Genomic DNA, 19,660 nt, shown 5'->3' with positions numbered 1-19,660 from the left:
CGGCATGTCCACGCCCCCATTCGTTCATCTCCATATTCACACCGAATTCTCGTTGGCGGATTCAACGATTCGCGTGCCCGAAAAACCAGATCAAGCTCACCCGAAAAAAGCTAAGCAAGCCAACCTAATCAGCCGGGCTGTTGAACTCGGACTGCCAGCACTGGCGGTGACAGATCTGAACAACCTGTTCGCACTGATCAAGTTCTATAAGGCCGCTGAAACCGTCGGCATCAAGCCGATCAGCGGCGCCGATCTCATCATCGCCGAACCAGAGCAAACACCGTGGCGGATGACTTTGCTGTGTCGCGATCACACAGGCTACCTGAATCTATCGCAACTGATCAGCCGTGGTTGGCTGGAAGGTCACCGCCCTGAGGGAGGAGTGGCGTTGCACCCGGACTGGGTCCGTGACCACCACAAAAATCTATTCGCCCTGGTCGGGCGCGACAGCTTGGCTGGATACCTGTTCGCCGAAGGTCGTGCTGATCTGGCCGAACAGCAACTAGCAGACTGGCAACGCGTGTTCGGTGACGGCTTGCACCTGGAACTGACGCGCACCGGACGCGAGGGCGAAGAACAGTTCAATCAATTCGCACTCCAAATCGCCGGCATACGTGGCCTGCCGGTGGTTGCCAGCAACGACGTTCGCTTCCTAGCACCAAGCGACTTTCTGGCGCACGAAGCACGTGTCTGTATCGCTTCCGGACGCATGCTCGACGATCCTAAGCGACCACGCAATTACAGCGAACAGCAGTATCTGCGCTCCTCCGAAGAGATGGCGGTACTGTTTGCTGACATCCCAGACGCACTGGACAACACAAGCACCCTGGCACAACGCTGCAACATCGAGATGCGGTTGGGCACCTATTTCTTACCCGCCTACCCCATTCCCAATGACGAAACGCTGGACAGTTGGATCAGCAAGCAATCACACGACGGTCTAGAGGCACGTCTGCTGAAACACCCGCTGGCACCTGGACAAACACGCGCAGACTACTTCACACGTCTGGAATTCGAGCTGGACACCATCATCAAGATGGGTTTTTCCGGTTACTTCCTGATCGTGGCCGACTTCATTCAGTGGGGTAAACAACACGGCATCCCCATCGGCCCGGGGCGCGGTTCTGGTGCCGGTTCGCTGGTAGCGTGGGCGCTACTGATTACCGACCTGGACCCCCTTCCATACAACCTGCTGTTCGAGCGCTTTCTTAATCCAGAACGCGTGTCGATGCCGGATTTCGACATCGATTTTTGTATGGAACGCCGCGATGAGGTGATCGACTATGTCGCACGCAAGTACGGTCGCGAACGGGTCAGCCAAATCATCACCTACGGCACCATGGCTGCAAAAGCAGTGGTGCGCGATGTCGGCCGTGTATTGGGTTTCCCGTATGGTCTGGTCGACGGTGTCGCTAAACTGATCCCGAACACCCTTGGGATCACCCTGAAAGATGCGATGGGCGAAGGCGAGACGAACGAAACCTCCTCGCCAGAACTGATGCAACGCTACAAAACCGAGGAGGACGTACGTGAACTGATAAACCTGGCACGCCAACTCGAAGATCTGACCCGCAATGCTGGCAAACACGCCGGCGGTGTAGTGATCGCACCGAACCCGCTCACTGAATTCTGTCCACTCTTTGCGGAACACGACGAAAACGGACGCGGCAAAAACCCGGTCACTCAATTCGACAAAAACGACGTGGAAGAAGTCGGCCTGGTGAAATTTGACTTCCTCGGTCTGCGCACATTAACCATCATTGATTGGGCCGTGAAGGCCATCAACACGCGCCACGCCCGCGTTGGTATTGATCCGGTAGACATCACGGCAATCCCGCTAGATGACGTACCAACTTACAAAGACATCTTCGCATCGGGGAACACCAGCGCAGTATTCCAGTTTGAATCCTCAGGCATGCGCCGCCTCCTCAAGGATGCACGCCCAGACCGCTTCGAAGATCTGATCGCACTGGTGTCTCTGTATCGACCAGGCCCCATGGACTTGATCCCAGAATTCACCGCGCGCAAGCACGGAGAGCAGGAGATTATCTATCCCGATCCGCGCACCAAGAACATCCTGAAAGACACCTACGGCATCATGGTGTACCAGGAACAAGTCATGCAGATGGCCCAGATTGTCGGTGGTTACTCGCTGGGCAGCGCCGACTTGCTACGCCGCGCAATGGGAAAGAAAGTACCTGCCGAGATGGCCAAGCACCGCGAGATCTTCCGTGAGGGCGCAGCCAAGGGTGGCGTAGACGCTATCAAAGCAGATGAAATCTTTGACCTCATGGAGAAATTTGCCGGCTACGGCTTTAATAAATCGCACGCCGCTGCATACGCGCTGGTCAGCTACCAAACCGCCTGGCTCAAACGCCATTACCCTGCTGAGTTCATGGCAGCCACGCTGTCCTCGGACATGGACAACACCGACAAGGTCGTCGGCTTCCTCGACGAGGCACGCAACCTTGATCTGAAGGTACTGCCACCACGGATCAATGACTCAACCTACATGTTCGAGGCGACTCATGCCGACACCATCCAATACGGCCTCGGCGCTATCAAAGGTGTCGGACAAGGCGTCTGCGAGGCCGTTGTCAAAGAACGGTTGCACAACGGTCCGTACACTTCACTGCCCGATTTCTGCACCCGGGTTGCCTCAGCCAAACTCAACCGGCGTGCACTTGAGGCCATGATCCATGCTGGCGCACTGGACGAACTAGGCAAAAACCGCGCCTCGCTCATGCTCCAACTACCAGAAGTCATCAAAGCGACCGAACAGATGTCCAGAGAACGCGAGTCCGGGCAAAACTCGCTTTTCGGCAACTCAGACCCGAGCACACCAGCAATCGAATTGGATCTTCAAGAATCCGAAGAATGGCCACTGACACGCATACTGAACGGAGAGCGGGAAACTCTGGGCCTTTACTTCAGCGGCCATCCGTTCGATCCATATCGTAAGGAAATTAAGGAGCTTGTTGGCTGCGATCTGAACGCCAATGCGATTGAAAGAATTCTTGGCTCCCAGCAACGTGGCAACGGTGAAAAACGCACGTGGTTCCCGGAGGTAAACACCATCCTGGCGGGATTGGTTGTCGGTGTGCGCCGCAAGGGAGACAGCCAAGTATTTGTACAACTTGAAGACGGACGCGGTCGGGTTGAGTGCAGTGCGTTCTCGGAAACGATGGCAGAGTTCGGTCACCTGTTAACCCGCGACCGCGTACTGATCGTCAAGGGTGGTCTGCGGGAAGATGAATTTAACGGTGGCTACAGCCTACGTATCCGTCAATGCTGGGATTACGCGCAAATCTGTACGGACTATGCGCAACGCTTGTCGCTACGTGTCGACCTGCGCTCCCCTCAAGCATGGAAGAGGATCGACGCCATCCTGGCACGCCATCGCCCCGGGAACACCACATTGCGCCTGGATATGCTGCTGAATTCAACCCAGGGGCCCGTCGCTGGCATGCTCGACTTGAGCAGCCACCAGTCTGTGCGTATCGAACAATCACTGCTGGATGAGCTGCAAAAGGACCCAGCTGTGTATACGCTTAAGGTCAAATACACTCCACCTTGGGTGCAGTGAACAAGACCACAGCAGACCACACACGGAAACAATCCACGTCAGGTTGCGGAGTTATTCGGCTACACTTGCCGCCTTACGTCAAAGACGGTTTGCCATGAATCCAAACTATCTCGACTTCGAGCAACCCATCGCCGATCTGGAAACCAAGATTCAGGAGCTGCGTACCGCCAGCACCGGTCCGGCGATCAATGTCGACACCGAAGTGCGCGCACTTGAGAACAAGCTGCGGCTGCGCACTGCGCAGATCTTCCGCAATTTGTCGGCTTGGCAAATCTCACAATTGGCCCGACATCCACGGCGCCCTTACACCCTGGACTACGTGTCCATTGTCTGCGACGAGTTCCAGGAATTAGCCGGGGATCGCGCCTTTGCCGACGATAAAGCAATCGTTGGAGGCCTCGCCCGCATCGGCCACCGTCCCGTGATGCTTATCGGACATCAAAAAGGGCGTGACAACAAAGAACGCTTGATGCGCAACTTTGGCATGCCTAAGCCCGAAGGCTACCGTAAAGCATTGCGCTTGATGAAGCTGGCTGAACGCTTCGGTCTCCCTCTGTTGACGTTCATCGATACGATGGGTGCCTGGCCCGGTATCGACGCCGAAGAACGTAATCAATCGGAAGCAATCGCCAGCAATCTCATTGAAATGGCCGAGCTGAAGATCCCCGTCATCTGCACCGTGATCGGCGAAGGCGGTTCCGGTGGTGCTTTGGCGATCGGCATCGGAGACCGTACACTGATGCTCGAGTACAGCACGTACTCCGTCATCACCCCCGAAGGCTGCGCCTCGATCCTATGGAAGGACGCCACCAAGGCGAGCGATGCTGCTGAACAACTCAATCTCACTGCACGCCGACTGAAAGAATTCGGCCTAATCGACAAAGTGGTCCGCGAGCCAATTGGCGGCGCACACCGCAATCCACAACAGATGGCCAAGCGTCTGAAAGCAGTACTGCTCAATGAACTCGAAGCATTGGAGAAAGTTCCGGTTGCAACGCTGCTCAATCAGCGTTACAAACGCCTGCGCGCTTATGGGGCCTACGAGAACCATTGAAACATCGCGTACATAGCTGGTCAAAAACACTGCCAATACCACCGGAATGAAGTGGCCTCCCAATCACCATGAACCTGCTACCACGTGCGGACGCTAGTAGCGGACAAAACTCAAAGAAGCCCAGGCGAAACAGTACGCCGCTCTCACCACACTGGATTGGGCCGACTCAGAATGGCTTGGCAAATGCCAGCCAAAGGATGCCGACCAGCAGAACCACCGGGATTTCATTGAACAAGCGTAGCGTACGTGCTGCCGGCAGCGCGCCTCCACGCGCGACATGCTTGAGCCAGTACCCAGACACTATGTAATGCACAACGATCAACATCACCAACCCAACCTTGGCATGCAACCAATTGCTGCCGTTTCCAACCATGGTTGGAAACGCAGGAATAACGCGATAACCCAACGACAACAGCAAACCAAGTAAGAAACTCAACCCAAACATGATGTGCCCGAACACGTATAAACGCCGCCCCATCTGCGTCAGGCGTGTCTGTACCTCCGACTGACCATTGACTTCGGCGACGTTGACCAAGATACGCGGCAGGTAGAAGACGGCCGCCATCCAAGCAATCACGAACAGCAGATGAAATGTCTTGATCCAGAAGTACAAAGCCATAGGTTAACTCCGTCGATTCACATTAGGATACTTAGCATTTTTGCCGATGTCGCATAGGAAACGAGTGTCCAGAATGGACAAATCGTATGATCATCACTATTTTGACCATTGGTACCGTCAGGCGAAACTGGGCAGCCCAGCACGGCTGCGACGTAAGGTCACATTGGCCGTATCACAGGCCGAGTATTACCTAGAACGACCGATCCGTAGTGTGCTGGACATCGGCTGTGGCGAGGGTGCTTGGCGCAAACCGTTACTCATGTTGCGGCCGCATGTACGCTACCTAGGCTTTGATAGTAGTAAGTACGCGATACGCCGCTATGGCATACAACGCAACTTGCATCTAGCACAGATCGGTGATTTTTCCTGGTTACGCCCATGTGCTCCGGTGGACTTGCTCGTGTGTGCAGATGTGCTGCATTACGTTCGGACCCGTGAACTGACGCGCGCTCTGCCGGGGCTTGCGGAGCTATGCGGCGGTATAGCATTTCTAGAGATCTTTACCGCCCAAGACGCATTCGACGGTGACATTACAGGCTTTCAGCCGCGCCCGGCAGGTTGGTACCGGCGCCGTTTCACCGCAGCCGGCTTCACCGCATTGGGCTCACACAGTTGGCTGTCACCTGCGCTCGCCGGGCATGCAACAGCATTGGAGTACAACTGAAGGCGCCCCTTGCCGCAAAGTCCCTGGGGAGACATCGTGCCGTCCCTGGCCCTCACTACACCAGGCTGCTTCCAGCAAAGCAGTTCTGGGCTCGAGATACGACCCCGAAACCAAACACATTGCCACCGAAAAATAGCCTCGCCGCCAAGCATAAGTACTACCAAGCCAGCTAAATAATTTAAAGAAAGACTCGCTTTCACTTCTGTGTGCTTTATAAACATGGCATATCCTGCCAAGCAATCGACTGTAATCAGCACCATTTAAGCAGCAAACGCTGCAACTCAGACATATTGAGGCTAACAACATACAACACAGATAAATGTGGAATACTGCATCCGCTGTATGATCTGATCCTGAAATCTACTAGCTCCCCTTTAGGCCACCAAGCGCAAGCCGGCACCAATCTGACACAGACAGCCTCCAGGTTTCTATTACCGATACCAAACCTCTGTCCGCAAGCAATGCATTGTTAAAACATATGGGAAACCCGCTTGGACACTGGATAGCATCAAGACCGATCCAAATACCTTACGGACCAAGAAACACGCTCCTCGCGCATGTGAAATGAGTTCACCAACACAACAACCAAACACTGAAAAACATCCAGGCAACTCCACCGAAACGCATCTGACAGATATCTCTTTATCAGTTTGAGCTCTCCGTACTGGCTGCAATGACACATCCCACCAAAAAACCAGTCAAGCTACACGGGCTCCGGGATACTGATATCAACAGGACCGCGCCGTCACGACCAATACACTGACACTGCATTGACCTGCGCTGCCCACTATTCCCTACAATAACAAGATGTCCCCAAATACCTCCTCACTTCCTCAACGCCCCTCCCTGCAACGCATCTTCCTCACCGGCTTATTGACACTGCTACCAGTATGGCTGACCTGGGTGGTCGTCAAGTTCGTATTCTCGCTGCTCTCAGGTATCAGCAGTCCTTGGGTAGTACCACTGTCGCAGCGCATCGCTGCATCTTTCCCTGACTACCTTGGCTGGATTCAAGCATTATGGGTGCAGAATACAATTGCTCTAACGGTAACGCTTCTGGCAATCCTATCCGTAGGGGCACTCAGCCGACGTATGATCGGGCAGCGCCTGCTGCACTGGTTCGAAGTCATCATGCGCCGCATCCCATTCGCCAGTGTCATTTACGATAGCGCCCGCAAACTATTGGACATTCTGCAGACTCAACCCGGTAGCACTCAACGGGTAGTACTGATCGATTTCCCGCACCGAGACATGAAAGCGGTTGGTCTGGTAACACGGGTAATACGCGAACGCGATACTGGCAGAGAACTGGCAACCGTATACGTGCCGACCACGCCTAATCCAACCTCTGGATATCTCGAAATCGTCCCTGTGGAACTACTCACGCCTACCGGCTGGAGTGTGGATCAGGCGATGAGTTTCATCATCTCTGGTGGTGCAGTATCGCCAGATAACATACCGTTCACCCGAACTACAGACCAACAGTCACGCACCTAAGTCACTGCTTGTATGATCTGCGACCAAATCATGCATCGCACTAAAAGTATTCTTCTGTGTTAGTACTGCCATATTGATGATTGAATAACACTTCCCCATCAGTCATTAGTTCACACAGCACCATGTCAGAGCAGTGACGTATCCATCGTCTACGTGCAAGTGATGAGTACCTTTCTGTTGTGTATGGTGGAAAAGAGTTACAACCAACATGGATCGCCCAAACACTTTAGTAATTCACAGTAAGCCATCGAAAGTGAACCACGTGTGCTCCATAGTAGATACCGCACCAATACGCCGATAATCGATACTTATCGGACTAGAAACAGCGAATCCGGATAATATCCTATTAAAGATCCCTCCCTGAAAGCACTGCTGTGTTTATAAAGCGATCTAAAACTCAGTCCATTCATAAAATTGGGTTAACCGACCTCCACATGTCAACGTATTGGGTATCGGGACGATCCTAAGTGGATTTCACAGCACGTCAAGGCAAGTTTTATGACGTTAAAGATCACACGGTGTTGCTTCCACATCTTGTAGCAAAATACGTGATGATCAATGAAAATTAAATGCACCAACAGTTCCTGATTCGCTCCAAGCCAATCCACAAAAGACTGTATAACTACAAGCACACCCTGTAAAAACTCAACATCTGATCAAGCACTTCTACTCAGTTAAAGCAGTACCTTGCAATTAGTTAGAAATGATGAAAGACCCTTCTGCAATTTCTGCAGGGCTATCCGCTTCGCAGCTGCTATTATTTGGTTGAAATGATGACAATTCCCATCTTTTCTTCAAAGGTGAAAACTTGTTTCACCCAAAGCAGTCATCCGCCCTAAGTGCATTGACACGGTGACATCAGCAGATACGTGAAGCGGGAATAAAAGCGCTACAGTATCTGAAAATAATGGATCCAGAAGCACTTTATGAAGATATTGAGATGTTAGAAAAAAGCTCAGCACATTTCATGAATATCACCACAGGAACACTGTGGACGACACCCAAATTTGTGGTAATTCAAAGAAAAACCCGGTTATTTTTCCAGACCATTACCACACAGTGTCATGATGGGCGAGCCGGAGCGCTGAAAGTATCGCGATCTGCAGACAGAAGAAGTTAGTCAAAGCCTTTCAAAATGCTTCCCACGCCAAGGCTTGTACCAAGCACGGATTGCAGCAATGTCGTTATCCATATCATCGCCTGGCCAAAAAAGCTCACCAATACCGATGGTCTTGCTAGGATAATCCAGATACACCGGAATAATAGGCACACCGGCATGCTTGGCGATCTTCCAGAAACCGGGCTTCCACCGTTCCACCCGCTTCCGCGTGCCCTCCGGAGTCAGCAAGTACCACATCCGTTCAGAGTCACGAAAGGCACGTACTGCCTGACTCACAGTCCCCTGAGGGAACCTACGATCCAGGGGAATGCAACCAATCCAGCGCAGCAGCGGGCCTAGAGGCCACCAAAACAAGCTAGCCTTGGAAAGGAAGCGTATTTCGCTACCAATTGCAAATTTAGAGGCGAAACCCAAAAAACCATCCCAGTATGACGAATGCGGAGCCACGATGATGACCATCTTGCTCTGATTGGGCACAACCCCAATTAGACGCCAGCCACTCAATTTAAGCGCAGTACGACCCAACCAACGAACTAAAGGGCCGTGCATACGCGGCATATTCTCTGGGAATGGGTTTTGCAAAGTATCGATCTGAGGCACAGGAGGAAACATCGGTTCGGTCTGGGTCACTGCGACTCCCAATGAAACGAGGGATACATGCACTTGCGTTCGCTACACTCACACATCGATATTGATGTGACGCAACCACACATTACGGATGGATCGTATAGCAATATAACGCTTGGATGCCACCCAAACAGCATTGATAATATGGGCTAAATGCATACGAGCATCCTCGCTGCGATGCTTCTGAGGACGGAAACACTGAGCATCAATGATGAATCCACTTTCCCCAATCAAGAGCCGGTTATTCCAACGTAAGAAGGCATAAAAACATCTCGGCAATTCCCTAGGCAGGAGTCATCTTAGTGAATCAGATCAGCAGAGCGCGCGTGCCACATGCGGTCATTGTATCGGTAAAGCAACGACCACGCGTATCGCAATCCCGTATGATGAGCAAGGATTACCTATCAGGAGATACATCATGATGCCCACCTTCCACCGCCTCCGCTGCTTTACCCTATTCATCGCCATGTCCATGGCGATGCCTCTGGCCACGGCCGCACCACCCAGTGACGCCGACGTAAACCGCCTATTATCAGCTTCACGCGCACAGAGTGTACTTGATTCTATGCTGCCTCAGATCGAGGCAATGCAGCAAAAACAATTTGACCAGATCGCAGCAGGGCACACTTTAAACACGGCGCAAAAAGCTAAGCTGGCGCAAATCCATGAACGTACCAAACAGGCAATCCGCAAAACCCTGTCATGGTCAGAACTGCAGCCGCTTTACACGGACTTGTACAAGCGCAGCTTCAGCCGGGAAGACGTGATTGCAATGGCTGAATTCTACGAGAGCCCAGCAGGCCAAACCCTGCTCGACAAAACCCCAGCACTGATGCAAAACCTGATGGTCGCAATCCAGAAAAAGATGGCACCGTTAATGGATGATCTACTGCAAGACTTTGACCAAATCGCCAATACACCGAAACAAGACCACAGAAAATGATCGTAAAACTTACCAGCAGTCCTAATCAGAGCACACAGATTACGCAAAGTATCTCCCAGCACCGATGATACCAACGTAAGGCTGGGATGCTGGGTCAGTATGTGCTCAACCTTGGATAATCACCAAGGACTTCAATAAAATTTTTACCAAGTGCCAGCAAACACCTTGACCGGATTTAGCAAACACGCCAACAAAAAGTATCCACTTGCAGGGTGAATTGAAGGGAATCACAGCCTACAGGTACGTGTGTTGCAATAATCCTGCTACACACTTACCTGCATCGTAACCTCGATTGACAACCACGAAATATTGCCGGCCCTCCCGGCAGCAGGATCCAAACATCGTCAATATCATGAACCTTGCCCCGAAGAGCAGTGAAAGCACCTGAGACGATTCGACACATCGACGGTGGCACCGACGTCAGTACCTAATCTGCACTACTCAAGTCATGGCTTTCACGTTTTCCTCTACCATATCACTGTATCAAGGTACCTAGACAAGCAACGCGTCTAACGAACAAAAGGTTATCGCGTCCAACATCGCCCCCTTGTATCCGGACAACAACAAATTCAACAGGTTCTCACTAATACTTTTGAGAAAAATATAAAGAATGCTGTTGAATATGCATTCGTGCTATCACGCTTAGAACATGTTATGAACAGCGCAACAGCATTGCTACGTATTGGATAGTTAAACAAAGAGAACCATCGTCCGTTACCACGGGCCATCCAAAGCTACAGTCACTTCCCCATAGCGGCATCACAACAACACGAAACCATTTTTAGATTCTGCACGCTTGATGAACTATAGCCACATCTTTATTCCTGCACTGCCCGCGCCCATACCCCACAGAAATCAAATTCACTGTTAGAACCGCGATGAACACTGCACTCAGGAATAGACCCAGACACATTTATGAGCGCTGTTAGACAGCGTAACCTGCAAAACTCAACATGGAATCAATGTAGCCACCGGTATACGTACATTGTCACCTTTCATGAACGTGTGCACCAACATGACTAACGCAGACATCGCATCCAGAGGTAGATTACAACGTGCGGTTAATCAAGGATCACCGACTAGACTGACTTTCCAGGAACAGCACAGATGATGGACAGGACATTCTTGGCCATCGATTTGAAGCAGATGATATTCAATCAACATTGTCTACTGATAAATCGCATCTCAGCTGCCTAAATATCGGAACAGCATCCTATCCAACATCACGCCTTCAACATCATCCTTAACCTATACTCGCTTGCCCTGCAGCACCCACTGATCTCAGGATGAGATGGAACCCAATATTTTATTGAACATGCGAACCTGACAACATCAATCGGATGTCATCCGTACCAGTCATCTCAGACTCATTCAAAGTTAATAACACACTTTAGTCATCGGTTCGATGTGACTAGCAGTATAGATATTCGATTGATGTCACTTCAGAATAATTTTTCTTGATGCTGTGACATAGATTTCGATCATATCAATCTTAATAAAGCAACCCAGGAATGTAACCAAACAAATATTTTTGACAATCTATCCGTTCGAGAATGAATGAGAATTTCAAATAATAGTAACCCTCAAAATATCCTGTTGTGACATCAACGCTCCAAGTAGACTGGAAGCAACGTGCATTGGGTAGCACGATCAAATCGCTAAAGATTTCTCGATGCTGCCGATCATTTGGCTTGCGCCACATCCAAGATGCAGTACCACTTGGAACATATCTGGTCAGAAGTAACAATCATCAACATAAAACTCATCAAAAACACATTATCAACGGAATATGAGATCACACTTATTCCTTTTCAGCATCATGATCTTATTCCAAGAAAACATTCCAGAAATATCGATCATCTACAAATATTTGCAAGTTTTACATTACAGTGATGCGATTTTCGGAGCCTTAGTATCTGATACAACGTAGACACAGAGATTCACCATTCCTGCCGCAATGTCTACCAGCACGTTGATCAGCCACGGTAGCGGCATCCTGAGGTGCAGGTTTCATGCACCACAATCTCGCTCAATGCCGGCAGCACCGGTTTGAGTCGGTCCCATATCCACATCGCCAACCGTTCACTGGTTGGGTTTTCCAACCCTTCAATTTCGTTGAGGTAATGGTGGTCCAGTTGATCGTAAATCGGCTGGAAAGCATGCTTTAAATCGCTGAAATCCATGATCCACCCAGTATCAGGATCCAATGTACCACTGACATGTACCTCGATCCGAAAAGAATGCCCATGCAAACGAGCACACTTGTGACCAGCCGGCACGTGAGGCAGGCAATGGGCTGCTTCGATGATGAAGACCTTAAAGATATCCATCGTGTTGTCGTGCAACAAAAACGCAGTAAGAGCACAGTGACACTGTGCTCTGATCACCGATATGTGGGCAAAGGTCAGCCACGTTGATGAGCTGGGCGCATTCCATCACGGTTACGGGACCCGTTGCTACGTTGTCCAACCGATTGTTTCGGTAAGGTATACGTCTGCACAGATGCTTTGCCGAGCGCACGCCGGGTATGTTGACTCTTACGCGGTGGTGGTTGTCCACCAGGCTGCTTGATTTTTCCGGGAGCATTGTTGCCCCAACGGATTGGGACTTGAGGCTCAAAACCAGGTACATCCCGGATGTCCATATCACGATTGAGCAAACGCACGATCTGACGGAGCAATTTAGCGTCTTCCTGAGTGACTAATGAAATGGCCTCGCCCTGCACACCATTGCGTCCGGTACGGCCAATGCGATGTACATAATCCTCGGCGACCATGGGCAAATCGTAATTGATAACCTTTGGCAATTGTTCGATATCAATGCCGCGCGCAGCAATGTCAGTGGCCACCAGCACGGTAACCCGCCCTGCTTTGAAACCGTTTAATGCACGCAGACGTTGCCCCTGAGTCTTATTACCGTGGATCGCCGCTGTCTTGATCCCGTATTTTTCCAGGAACGCAGTAAGCTTGTCACTGCCATGTTTTGTCCGCACAAACACCAGGGTCTGCACTCTGCTGTCTTGAGCTAACAGATGCAACAACAATTCACGCTTGCGGCTCACCTCGATCGGATGCACACGATGAGTAATGGTCTCGGCGATGGTGTTATGCGGCGCTACCATCACCTCACGTGGGCGGTGCATGAACTCTAGCGCCAACTGTTTAATCGGCTCAGCAAAGGTCGCCGAGAACAGCAGAGTTTGGCGATTCTGCCGCGGGAGTTTGCCCAGAATACGTTTAATTGAAGGGAGGAAACCCATGTCAAGCATACGATCAGCCTCATCCAGCACCAAGATCTCGACATCTGACAAGTCCACACTGCGACGTTCAATATGATCAATCAACCGGCCCGGGCAGGCAATCAACAAATCCACGCCGCGGCGCAGTGCATCCAACTGATGCCCCATCCCCACTCCACCATAAATCACCGTACTTAGTACACGTTGATACTTGGCGTAACCACGTAGGCTCTCATGGACCTGAGTAGCCAATTCACGTGTCGGTGTCAGCACCAAGGCACGCGGCTTACCGTTACCAACGTTGGATGAAGCTATCATCAGGCGTTGCAATACAGGTAAGCCAAACGCAGCCGTCTTACCAGTCCCTGTTTGCGCAGCGGCAAGCAGGTCGTGACCAGCTAACGCTAGCGGAATCGCCTGCTGCTGGATTGGAGTCGGAAATTGGTAACCCTGCTCGCTAAGGGCACGCAGTAAGGAAGGCAACAATCCCAAAGTTTCGAAGTTCATTTAGAACTCTCCTGAAAAGCACTTGCACCGACCAGAGCCGACGCATCGTACAGTGGTAGCTCGGAGCGTTCCCGTGAACCGCGCTGCGAGAAAAATTAAAAGGACGAACGCAGCACCAACGCGTACGATCGGCATGCAAGGCGATAAAGAATCGGACAAGGGGCGGCGCGCAAAAGAGTCCAGCGGCCGGCATCCTGCAGGAAAAAAGACGGTTGCTATGCAAGCAGACATAGTCTACAGGAGTCGTTGCTATCGTGGTGATATGAACTTGCCAGGCTGGGACAGCCGCCACGAAGCGATATGTTCATCAAACCTGAATGTATTCATGCCACATCATCCCTTGGCGTCCTTACACCGACGATTTCAAGCTCCAGATAATGTGCTAACTGATTGAATTGGCGATGTCCAGTTAATCTTGAAGTAGACTAAATCGTTCAAAATTCAGAGTCAGTGATTAAATGCCGCCGAGTATCTCAAGATCCATCACTGGATCTTGAAAATAAACCGACTCATTTCTGGTGTGGCAATGCCACGTTCAAGAACAGAGTGAAAAATTCTAAAAGCACTTCTCTCAAGATTTAAAAAAACGTTCGGCTCATCCAACAAATGTCATTGGTGTTAACAGCAACCTCGGGCTGGCGACCACCGAAATAGATGCATGTTTCAAGTTGTGTTTGGATTTTCACGCATGGTTCAAACGTACAAAACAAGTGAAACGAATAAGAGACTGCGGCTAGCACGCTTGTCGCCACACATGAAGAGTCGATGAAAATGCTCGATATGGTTGAACAAGTGCTCCAACCCATTGCGCATTTCATGTTACGCCTCAACTGAAGCACGTTTCGACTTGCAATTAGAATCCAGCACAATGATACCCTTGGGACTGTTGAATCGAATCACTCATACACAGGCAATACTGGTCCGCTTGTCGGTAATGGCAGCTTTAGCAGGTAGATAGTCAATACGATCCTGTGCATACCGAATCTCCTCTGCTTATCCTGCAGTTAATGATGAACCGCAACAGCTTGATAAAAGCGTCCAACACCAGAGTCAATCTGGTACTGAAGCCACTTTGGGAGCTATCAGGCGCTTGCGCTCAGGTATTTTTGAGCCCTTGACGGCATGCTGGCGTGCACCACCATCACCAAGTTGGTCAGGACCTATCGGGACTTCCATCACCGCTACCAGACACTGCGCCACATCAGTGTCGCCACTGACTCATTATGACATCCAATAAACATGGTACGCAGCACATTAATCCCGGACACTTCTTAATACTGCTTGGAGATATTGAATCTTCACTGCAAAACTGAATTCGATCCCCTCATCAACCTCTTCACATATAGAGCAAGCATTTCACAGATGCACAAGTTGTCATCTACCTATCATGCTTTACTGTAGTGATTTCACATTACTCATTTAAGAAAATTTTAATCTAATAGAAAATAACATCCAGTCGCACCTTATACTTCGACAATCAACAGCACTAGTTGCCAGCCCTCAATGACATTGATTGTCGTCGTTGAATATCTACCCTCAGGGTCTCACTCTGAATTTTGTTGAAAAATTGCTGCTAACCGATGAAAAAACATGATGCCACAGTGACTTTGTCTGCAAGATAAAGATCTGTGACTGAAATCACAAAGCACCCTCTTCAACGGTCCCTCACCTATATCTTCTTCGCTCCGCAGACTGATCGTCATACCTAAATACCTCAACATCAGCACGTGATAACAGCCATGGGCCAGAATAGATGCTAATGGGGGGAAATCATGCTCATTCTGACTCCACCAAGAGAATACAAACAGTCATTCTTCAGTAAATGATGTGGATTTATCCAGTACCCCGCATTAAAAATAGAATACATCTCGTCAGACCAACATTTCGATCATAAGAGGGCTACTCGGCATGACTTCGAAAAGAAAGAATATTAAAGTGAGCAATATGAAAATCGATAATTCCTAATAAGACTGCATTGCATACGGATTATTCATGTCACTGTGTCACTGACTGTGCAAGGGGGTTCATAGCCCATATGCTGACTGGCAGTCTTCTGCGGAAAATCGCGAGTTCCCAAACCGCTAACAATCTCATCACGCATCTTATCGAACAGGAAACGATGCGTTAGCCACACGCTGTTGCAATCAGTCAACGTCGGCTATAGCGGCTGAATGCTACGCCCGTGTGAGGCATGAAATCAGAATAAGCACTACAGGTCGCCAAGCTGTGCTTGCAACACAGCGATTGCCGCTAATCCTGCAGTTTCAGTACGCAAAATACGCGGTCCCAAGCCAAAACCAATAAAACCTGCATCTTTCAGTATTTCCAGGTCACGGGGGGACCAGCCGCCCTCGGGACCAATCGCAATTGTGACGGCAGATGGTGTCAGCCTCGATAGTGTTGCCAATCGATGTTCACTTTGCGGGTCGAGAATCAGACGCAACGTGTCCGGATGAAGTGTTTCCCTCAACGCTTGCAATGCATGCGGCATCTGTACTGCTGGCACGCGCGCGCGCCCACACTGCTCACAAGCCGAGATGACCACTTTGCTCCAGTGTGCCAGCCGCTTGGCTAGGCGTTCGCCATCCAGGCGCACCCCCGTCCGTTCAGTATCAACCGGCACGATTGCAGCGATGCCTAATTCAGTCGCCTTCTGAAGAATCAAATCCATCTTCTCGCCGCGTGCGATTGCTTGGACCAAGGTGATCGCCAATGGCGATTCATTACACACCTCAGCAACGCCTTCGATTCGTACGCGTGCCTCGCGCCTGCCCTTGACAATGAGGCGCGTTGAATAATCATGGCCGTCACCGTTGAATAGCACACAGGTATCACCCTCGCACAGACGCAGTACACGCAATAGGTGGTTGGTAACCAATTCTGGAAGCAGAATTTCGCTGCCAATAACTAGTGGCAAATTGACATGACAACGGGTCAAACGCATGCAGTCGCTTCGTCGATCGCAGCGCGGGTGGTCTCAGCAAGCAAATACAGTTGCTCCTCATCCACGCAGTAGGGGGGCATCCAATACACCACATCGCCGAGCGGACGCAGGACCACTCCACGCGCCAGCGCAGCACGGTAAGCGTGCAAGCCAAATCGTGCCTGTGCCGGGAATGGCGTACGTTTGTTGCCGTCGCGGGTCACTTCAAATGCCACGACCATACCAGCCTGGCGCACATCAGCAATGTGCGGATGCTCGGACAGTGGTGCAGCCAATTGTTTCATACGTGTTGCAGTAGCGTGATTGCGTTCGATGATATGGTCATTCTCGAAGATATCCAGTGTCGTCAGCGCTGCAACGCAAGCCAACGGGTTGCCCGTGTAGCTGTGTGAATGGAGAAAAGCGCGTTCGCGGCTATCGTCAAGAAATGCCTCGTAGAGTTGCTGCGTTGTCAGCACTGCGGCCAGGGGTAGGAAACCACCGGTCAGGCCCTTAGACAGGCACAACAAGTCCGGCATGATGCCCCTGCTATCAGTATCCGTTGGGATGGCGGAGCAGGCTTGCTCGCAAGCGAATAGTGTGCCTGTGCGTCCGAAACCGGTCGCAATCTCATCGGCAATCAGGAGCGCACCGTGTGCGTCGCAAAGTTGGCGCGCACGATGCAGGTACACCGGATCGTGCATGCGCATGCCACCGGCACATTGCAGGCGCGGCTCCAGAATCAGCGCACAAATTTGCCCAGGGTAACGCTTGAACAACGCTTCCAACGCTGTGGCTGCCTGTAATGCATATTCTGTGGCGCTCTGACCGGGCTCCGCCAAATAGGCGTCAGGCGAAGGCGCAAACAACACATCGGCCAGCAATGGAGCATAAACACGCCGGTACAACGGGATATCACCCACCGCAAGAGCACCAATGGTTTCTCCATGATAACCGTTATGTAACGCGATAAATCGCGTGCGTTGATCTTCCCCGCGATTGCGGAAGTAATGGAAAGCCATTTTCAGCGCGACTTCTACTCCAGCCGAGCCATTGTCAGCGTAAAACACCTTGGACAACGGCTCGCGCCCACTCTGGCGTGGTGCGAGCCGCAGCAACGCTTCAGCCAGACGCACCGCCGGTTCGTGGCTGAAACCAGCCAACATCACCTGTTCCAGCGTATCGGCCTGTGCAGCGATCGCCGCACTGATACGGGACTCAGCATGGCCGAAAAGATTTGTCCACCAACTGCTGACTGCATCCAGGTAACGGCGCCCATCGTAGCCAACCAACCACGCACCTTCACCACGGACGATGGGCACTAACGGCAGTGTGTGTGGATGCTCACGCATTTGCGTGCATGGATGCCACAGTACGCGCAGATCGCGTTGCCGCCAGTGTTCAACCCGCTGAATATCGAATGGGTCTGCTAGCATTTGAAATTAATGAACATCGTGATGCATCCACTTATTGTATCGACCGGTCTTGCCGGTGTGTGTCTGTCATGAACCGCCGCCTGCCGATGATCCATCGCATTGAGGAAATCGGCGATAGCCAATTTCGGCGGCAACAACTCGACCTGGAATTTTCCAACGGCCAGCGCCGCCTGTACCAACGCCACATTTCACGCGGATACGGTGCGGTGGTGGTGGTGCCACTGCTCGATCCGCAGACTGTCCTGCTGGTGCGTGAATACGCTGCTGGTGTTCACCGTTATGAGCTTGGTCTTGTCAAAGGGCGTATTGATGCCGGTGAAACCGCAGAACAAGCCGCTGATCGTGAATTGAAAGAAGAGGCAGGTTATGGTGCACGGGATCTACGCGTACTACGTGCCATCACCCTTGTCCCAGGGTATATGAATCACCAGTCCTGGTTGGTGATGGCATGTGATCTGTACACCGAACGTCTGGTCGGCGACGAGCCAGAAGCGCTTGAGGTCATTCCCTGGAAGCTTTCAAAGTTAAACGAGTTGATGCTTCGTGAAGATTTCTCCGAAGGCCGTTCCCTGGCAGCACTGTTCATTGTCCGTGAATGGCTGGAACAGCAGAAATGATCAATATATCCAACGATCTTCGCGAATCGATCATCGGCATCGCTACCGATGCCGGCAGAGCGATCATGGATATCTATCAGGATCATTTCCAGGTCCAGATCAAAGCAGACATGAGTCCATTGACTCAAGCCGATTTAGCCGCGCACAAGATCATCATGCACGGACTCAAGCAACTGACACCAAATCTGCCCGTTTTGTCGGAAGAGTCACCAGAACGCACTTGGAAGGAACGCGGCTGCTGGACTAGCTACTGGTTGGTCGATCCACTCGATGGTACTCGCGAATTCATCAAACGCAACGGTGAGTTCTGCGTGAACATTGCTCTTATCCACGAAGGTATCCCCGTCTACGCGGTGATCCTGGCACCGGTGGAAGGCACCATCTGGTATGCGATGCACGGCGAACAGGCATTCCGCCGTGATGGTAACCGTGATACCACGTTGCACGTGCAGGTACCCGCCGCCAGATCGTTACGTGTGGCCGTCAGCCGCTCACACCTTGATGCGCAAACCGCTGCGTTGCTGACACACATGAAAGAAACAACGCTGGTCTCGCAGGGATCGGCACTGAAGTTCTGCCGCCTTGCTGAAGGCACGCTCGATGTGTACCCGCGTCTAGGCACCACCGCTGAGTGGGATACTGCCGCCGGCCAGTGCGTGCTGCATGCTGCGGGCGGTGCACTGCTTAGCATCGAGACTGGAAAACCGTTGTGCTACAACAGACGCGAGACGCTGCTTAACAGCGGTTTTATCGCACTGGGCGACACCACGCTGCCTTGGCGCGATTGGTTGGCCTGAACCATCCTATTCCCCATTCTGGTACTTTCCGC

Annotated in this window: 14 protein-coding genes; 7 read left to right on the top strand and 7 right to left on the bottom strand. The window is 51.4% G+C overall.

Features of this window, described 5'->3' with window-relative positions; translation table 11 throughout:
- Positions 1–4: 4 nt before the first annotated feature.
- The gene (dnaE, locus tag PLS229_RS00915; RefSeq protein WP_038271057.1) at positions 5–3,586 is read left to right on the top strand and encodes a DNA polymerase III subunit alpha; all 3,582 of its coding nucleotides are present in this window, start codon (positions 5–7) and stop codon (positions 3,584–3,586) included.
- A gap of 94 nt (positions 3,587–3,680) precedes the next feature.
- Complete coding sequence (locus PLS229_RS00910; protein WP_038271056.1) at positions 3,681–4,640, top strand: acetyl-CoA carboxylase carboxyltransferase subunit alpha; 960 nt, start codon at positions 3,681–3,683, stop codon at positions 4,638–4,640.
- A 166-nt stretch (positions 4,641–4,806) separates the two neighbouring features.
- Here PLS229_RS00910 and PLS229_RS00905 read toward each other — a convergent pair whose 3' ends face one another.
- Positions 4,807–5,259 (bottom strand): CopD family protein, encoded by a 453-nt coding sequence (locus PLS229_RS00905; RefSeq protein WP_038271055.1) that lies wholly within the window; start codon positions 5,257–5,259, stop codon positions 4,807–4,809.
- A 73-nt stretch (positions 5,260–5,332) separates the two neighbouring features.
- Here PLS229_RS00905 and PLS229_RS00900 point away from each other — a divergent pair, with 73 nt between their 5' ends.
- Positions 5,333–5,923: a class I SAM-dependent DNA methyltransferase gene (locus PLS229_RS00900; protein WP_038271053.1), complete on the top strand. Its 591-nt coding sequence runs from the start codon at positions 5,333–5,335 to the stop codon at positions 5,921–5,923.
- Positions 5,924–6,730: 807 nt separating this feature from the next.
- On the top strand, positions 6,731–7,420 hold the full coding sequence (locus PLS229_RS00895; RefSeq protein ID WP_038271051.1) for a DUF502 domain-containing protein: 690 nt from the start codon (positions 6,731–6,733) through the stop codon (positions 7,418–7,420).
- Between the two features lie 1,120 nt (positions 7,421–8,540).
- On the opposite strand, the gene PLS229_RS00890 is transcribed toward PLS229_RS00895, so the two are convergent.
- Positions 8,541–9,152: a lysophospholipid acyltransferase family protein gene (locus PLS229_RS00890; protein WP_236632864.1), complete on the bottom strand. Its 612-nt coding sequence runs from the start codon at positions 9,150–9,152 to the stop codon at positions 8,541–8,543.
- Positions 9,153–9,588: 436 nt separating this feature from the next.
- Between PLS229_RS00890 and PLS229_RS00885 the strand changes: the two genes are divergently transcribed.
- Positions 9,589–10,110: a DUF2059 domain-containing protein gene (locus PLS229_RS00885; RefSeq protein WP_038271117.1), complete on the top strand. Its 522-nt coding sequence runs from the start codon at positions 9,589–9,591 to the stop codon at positions 10,108–10,110.
- Positions 10,111–12,086: 1,976 nt separating this feature from the next.
- Here the strand turns inward: PLS229_RS00885 and queD are convergent.
- The 5 genes from queD to bioA all read right to left on the bottom strand — a co-directional run bounded on the left by queD (position 12,087) and on the right by bioA (position 18,214).
- A complete protein-coding gene (gene queD, locus PLS229_RS00880; RefSeq protein ID WP_038271045.1) occupies positions 12,087–12,440 on the bottom strand; it encodes a 6-carboxytetrahydropterin synthase QueD in 354 nt (117 codons plus the stop codon).
- A gap of 74 nt (positions 12,441–12,514) precedes the next feature.
- A complete protein-coding gene (locus PLS229_RS00875; protein WP_038271043.1) occupies positions 12,515–13,855 on the bottom strand; it encodes a DEAD/DEAH box helicase in 1,341 nt (446 codons plus the stop codon).
- Between the two features lie 1,050 nt (positions 13,856–14,905).
- On the bottom strand, positions 14,906–15,055 hold the full coding sequence (locus PLS229_RS00870; protein WP_160165164.1) for a hypothetical protein: 150 nt from the start codon (positions 15,053–15,055) through the stop codon (positions 14,906–14,908).
- Positions 15,056–16,064: 1,009 nt separating this feature from the next.
- Positions 16,065–16,799, bottom strand: a complete 735-nt coding sequence (locus PLS229_RS00865; RefSeq protein WP_038271042.1) for a 16S rRNA (uracil(1498)-N(3))-methyltransferase — start codon at positions 16,797–16,799, stop codon at positions 16,065–16,067.
- Positions 16,790–18,214, bottom strand: coding sequence for an adenosylmethionine--8-amino-7-oxononanoate transaminase (gene bioA / locus PLS229_RS00860; protein WP_038271040.1), 1,425 nt, complete (start codon positions 18,212–18,214; stop codon positions 16,790–16,792). The genes PLS229_RS00865 and bioA overlap by 10 nt, the downstream gene beginning before the upstream one ends.
- Before the next feature lie 68 nt (positions 18,215–18,282).
- Between bioA and nudE the strand changes: the two genes are divergently transcribed.
- Both nudE and cysQ read left to right on the top strand, forming a co-directional pair.
- A complete protein-coding gene (gene nudE, locus PLS229_RS00855) occupies positions 18,283–18,831 on the top strand; it encodes an ADP compounds hydrolase NudE (RefSeq protein ID WP_038271039.1) in 549 nt (182 codons plus the stop codon).
- Positions 18,828–19,628, top strand: coding sequence for a 3'(2'),5'-bisphosphate nucleotidase CysQ (cysQ, locus tag PLS229_RS00850; RefSeq protein ID WP_038271037.1), 801 nt, complete (start codon positions 18,828–18,830; stop codon positions 19,626–19,628). The genes nudE and cysQ overlap by 4 nt, the downstream gene beginning before the upstream one ends.
- Positions 19,629–19,660 lie beyond the last annotated feature (32 nt).

It is taken from the genome of Xylella taiwanensis, assembly GCF_013177435.1.
GTDB lineage: Bacteria > Pseudomonadota > Gammaproteobacteria > Xanthomonadales > Xanthomonadaceae > Xylella > Xylella taiwanensis.
The sequence above is the reverse complement of the archived record's forward strand: the minus strand, read 5'-3'. Positions and strand labels throughout refer to the sequence as shown.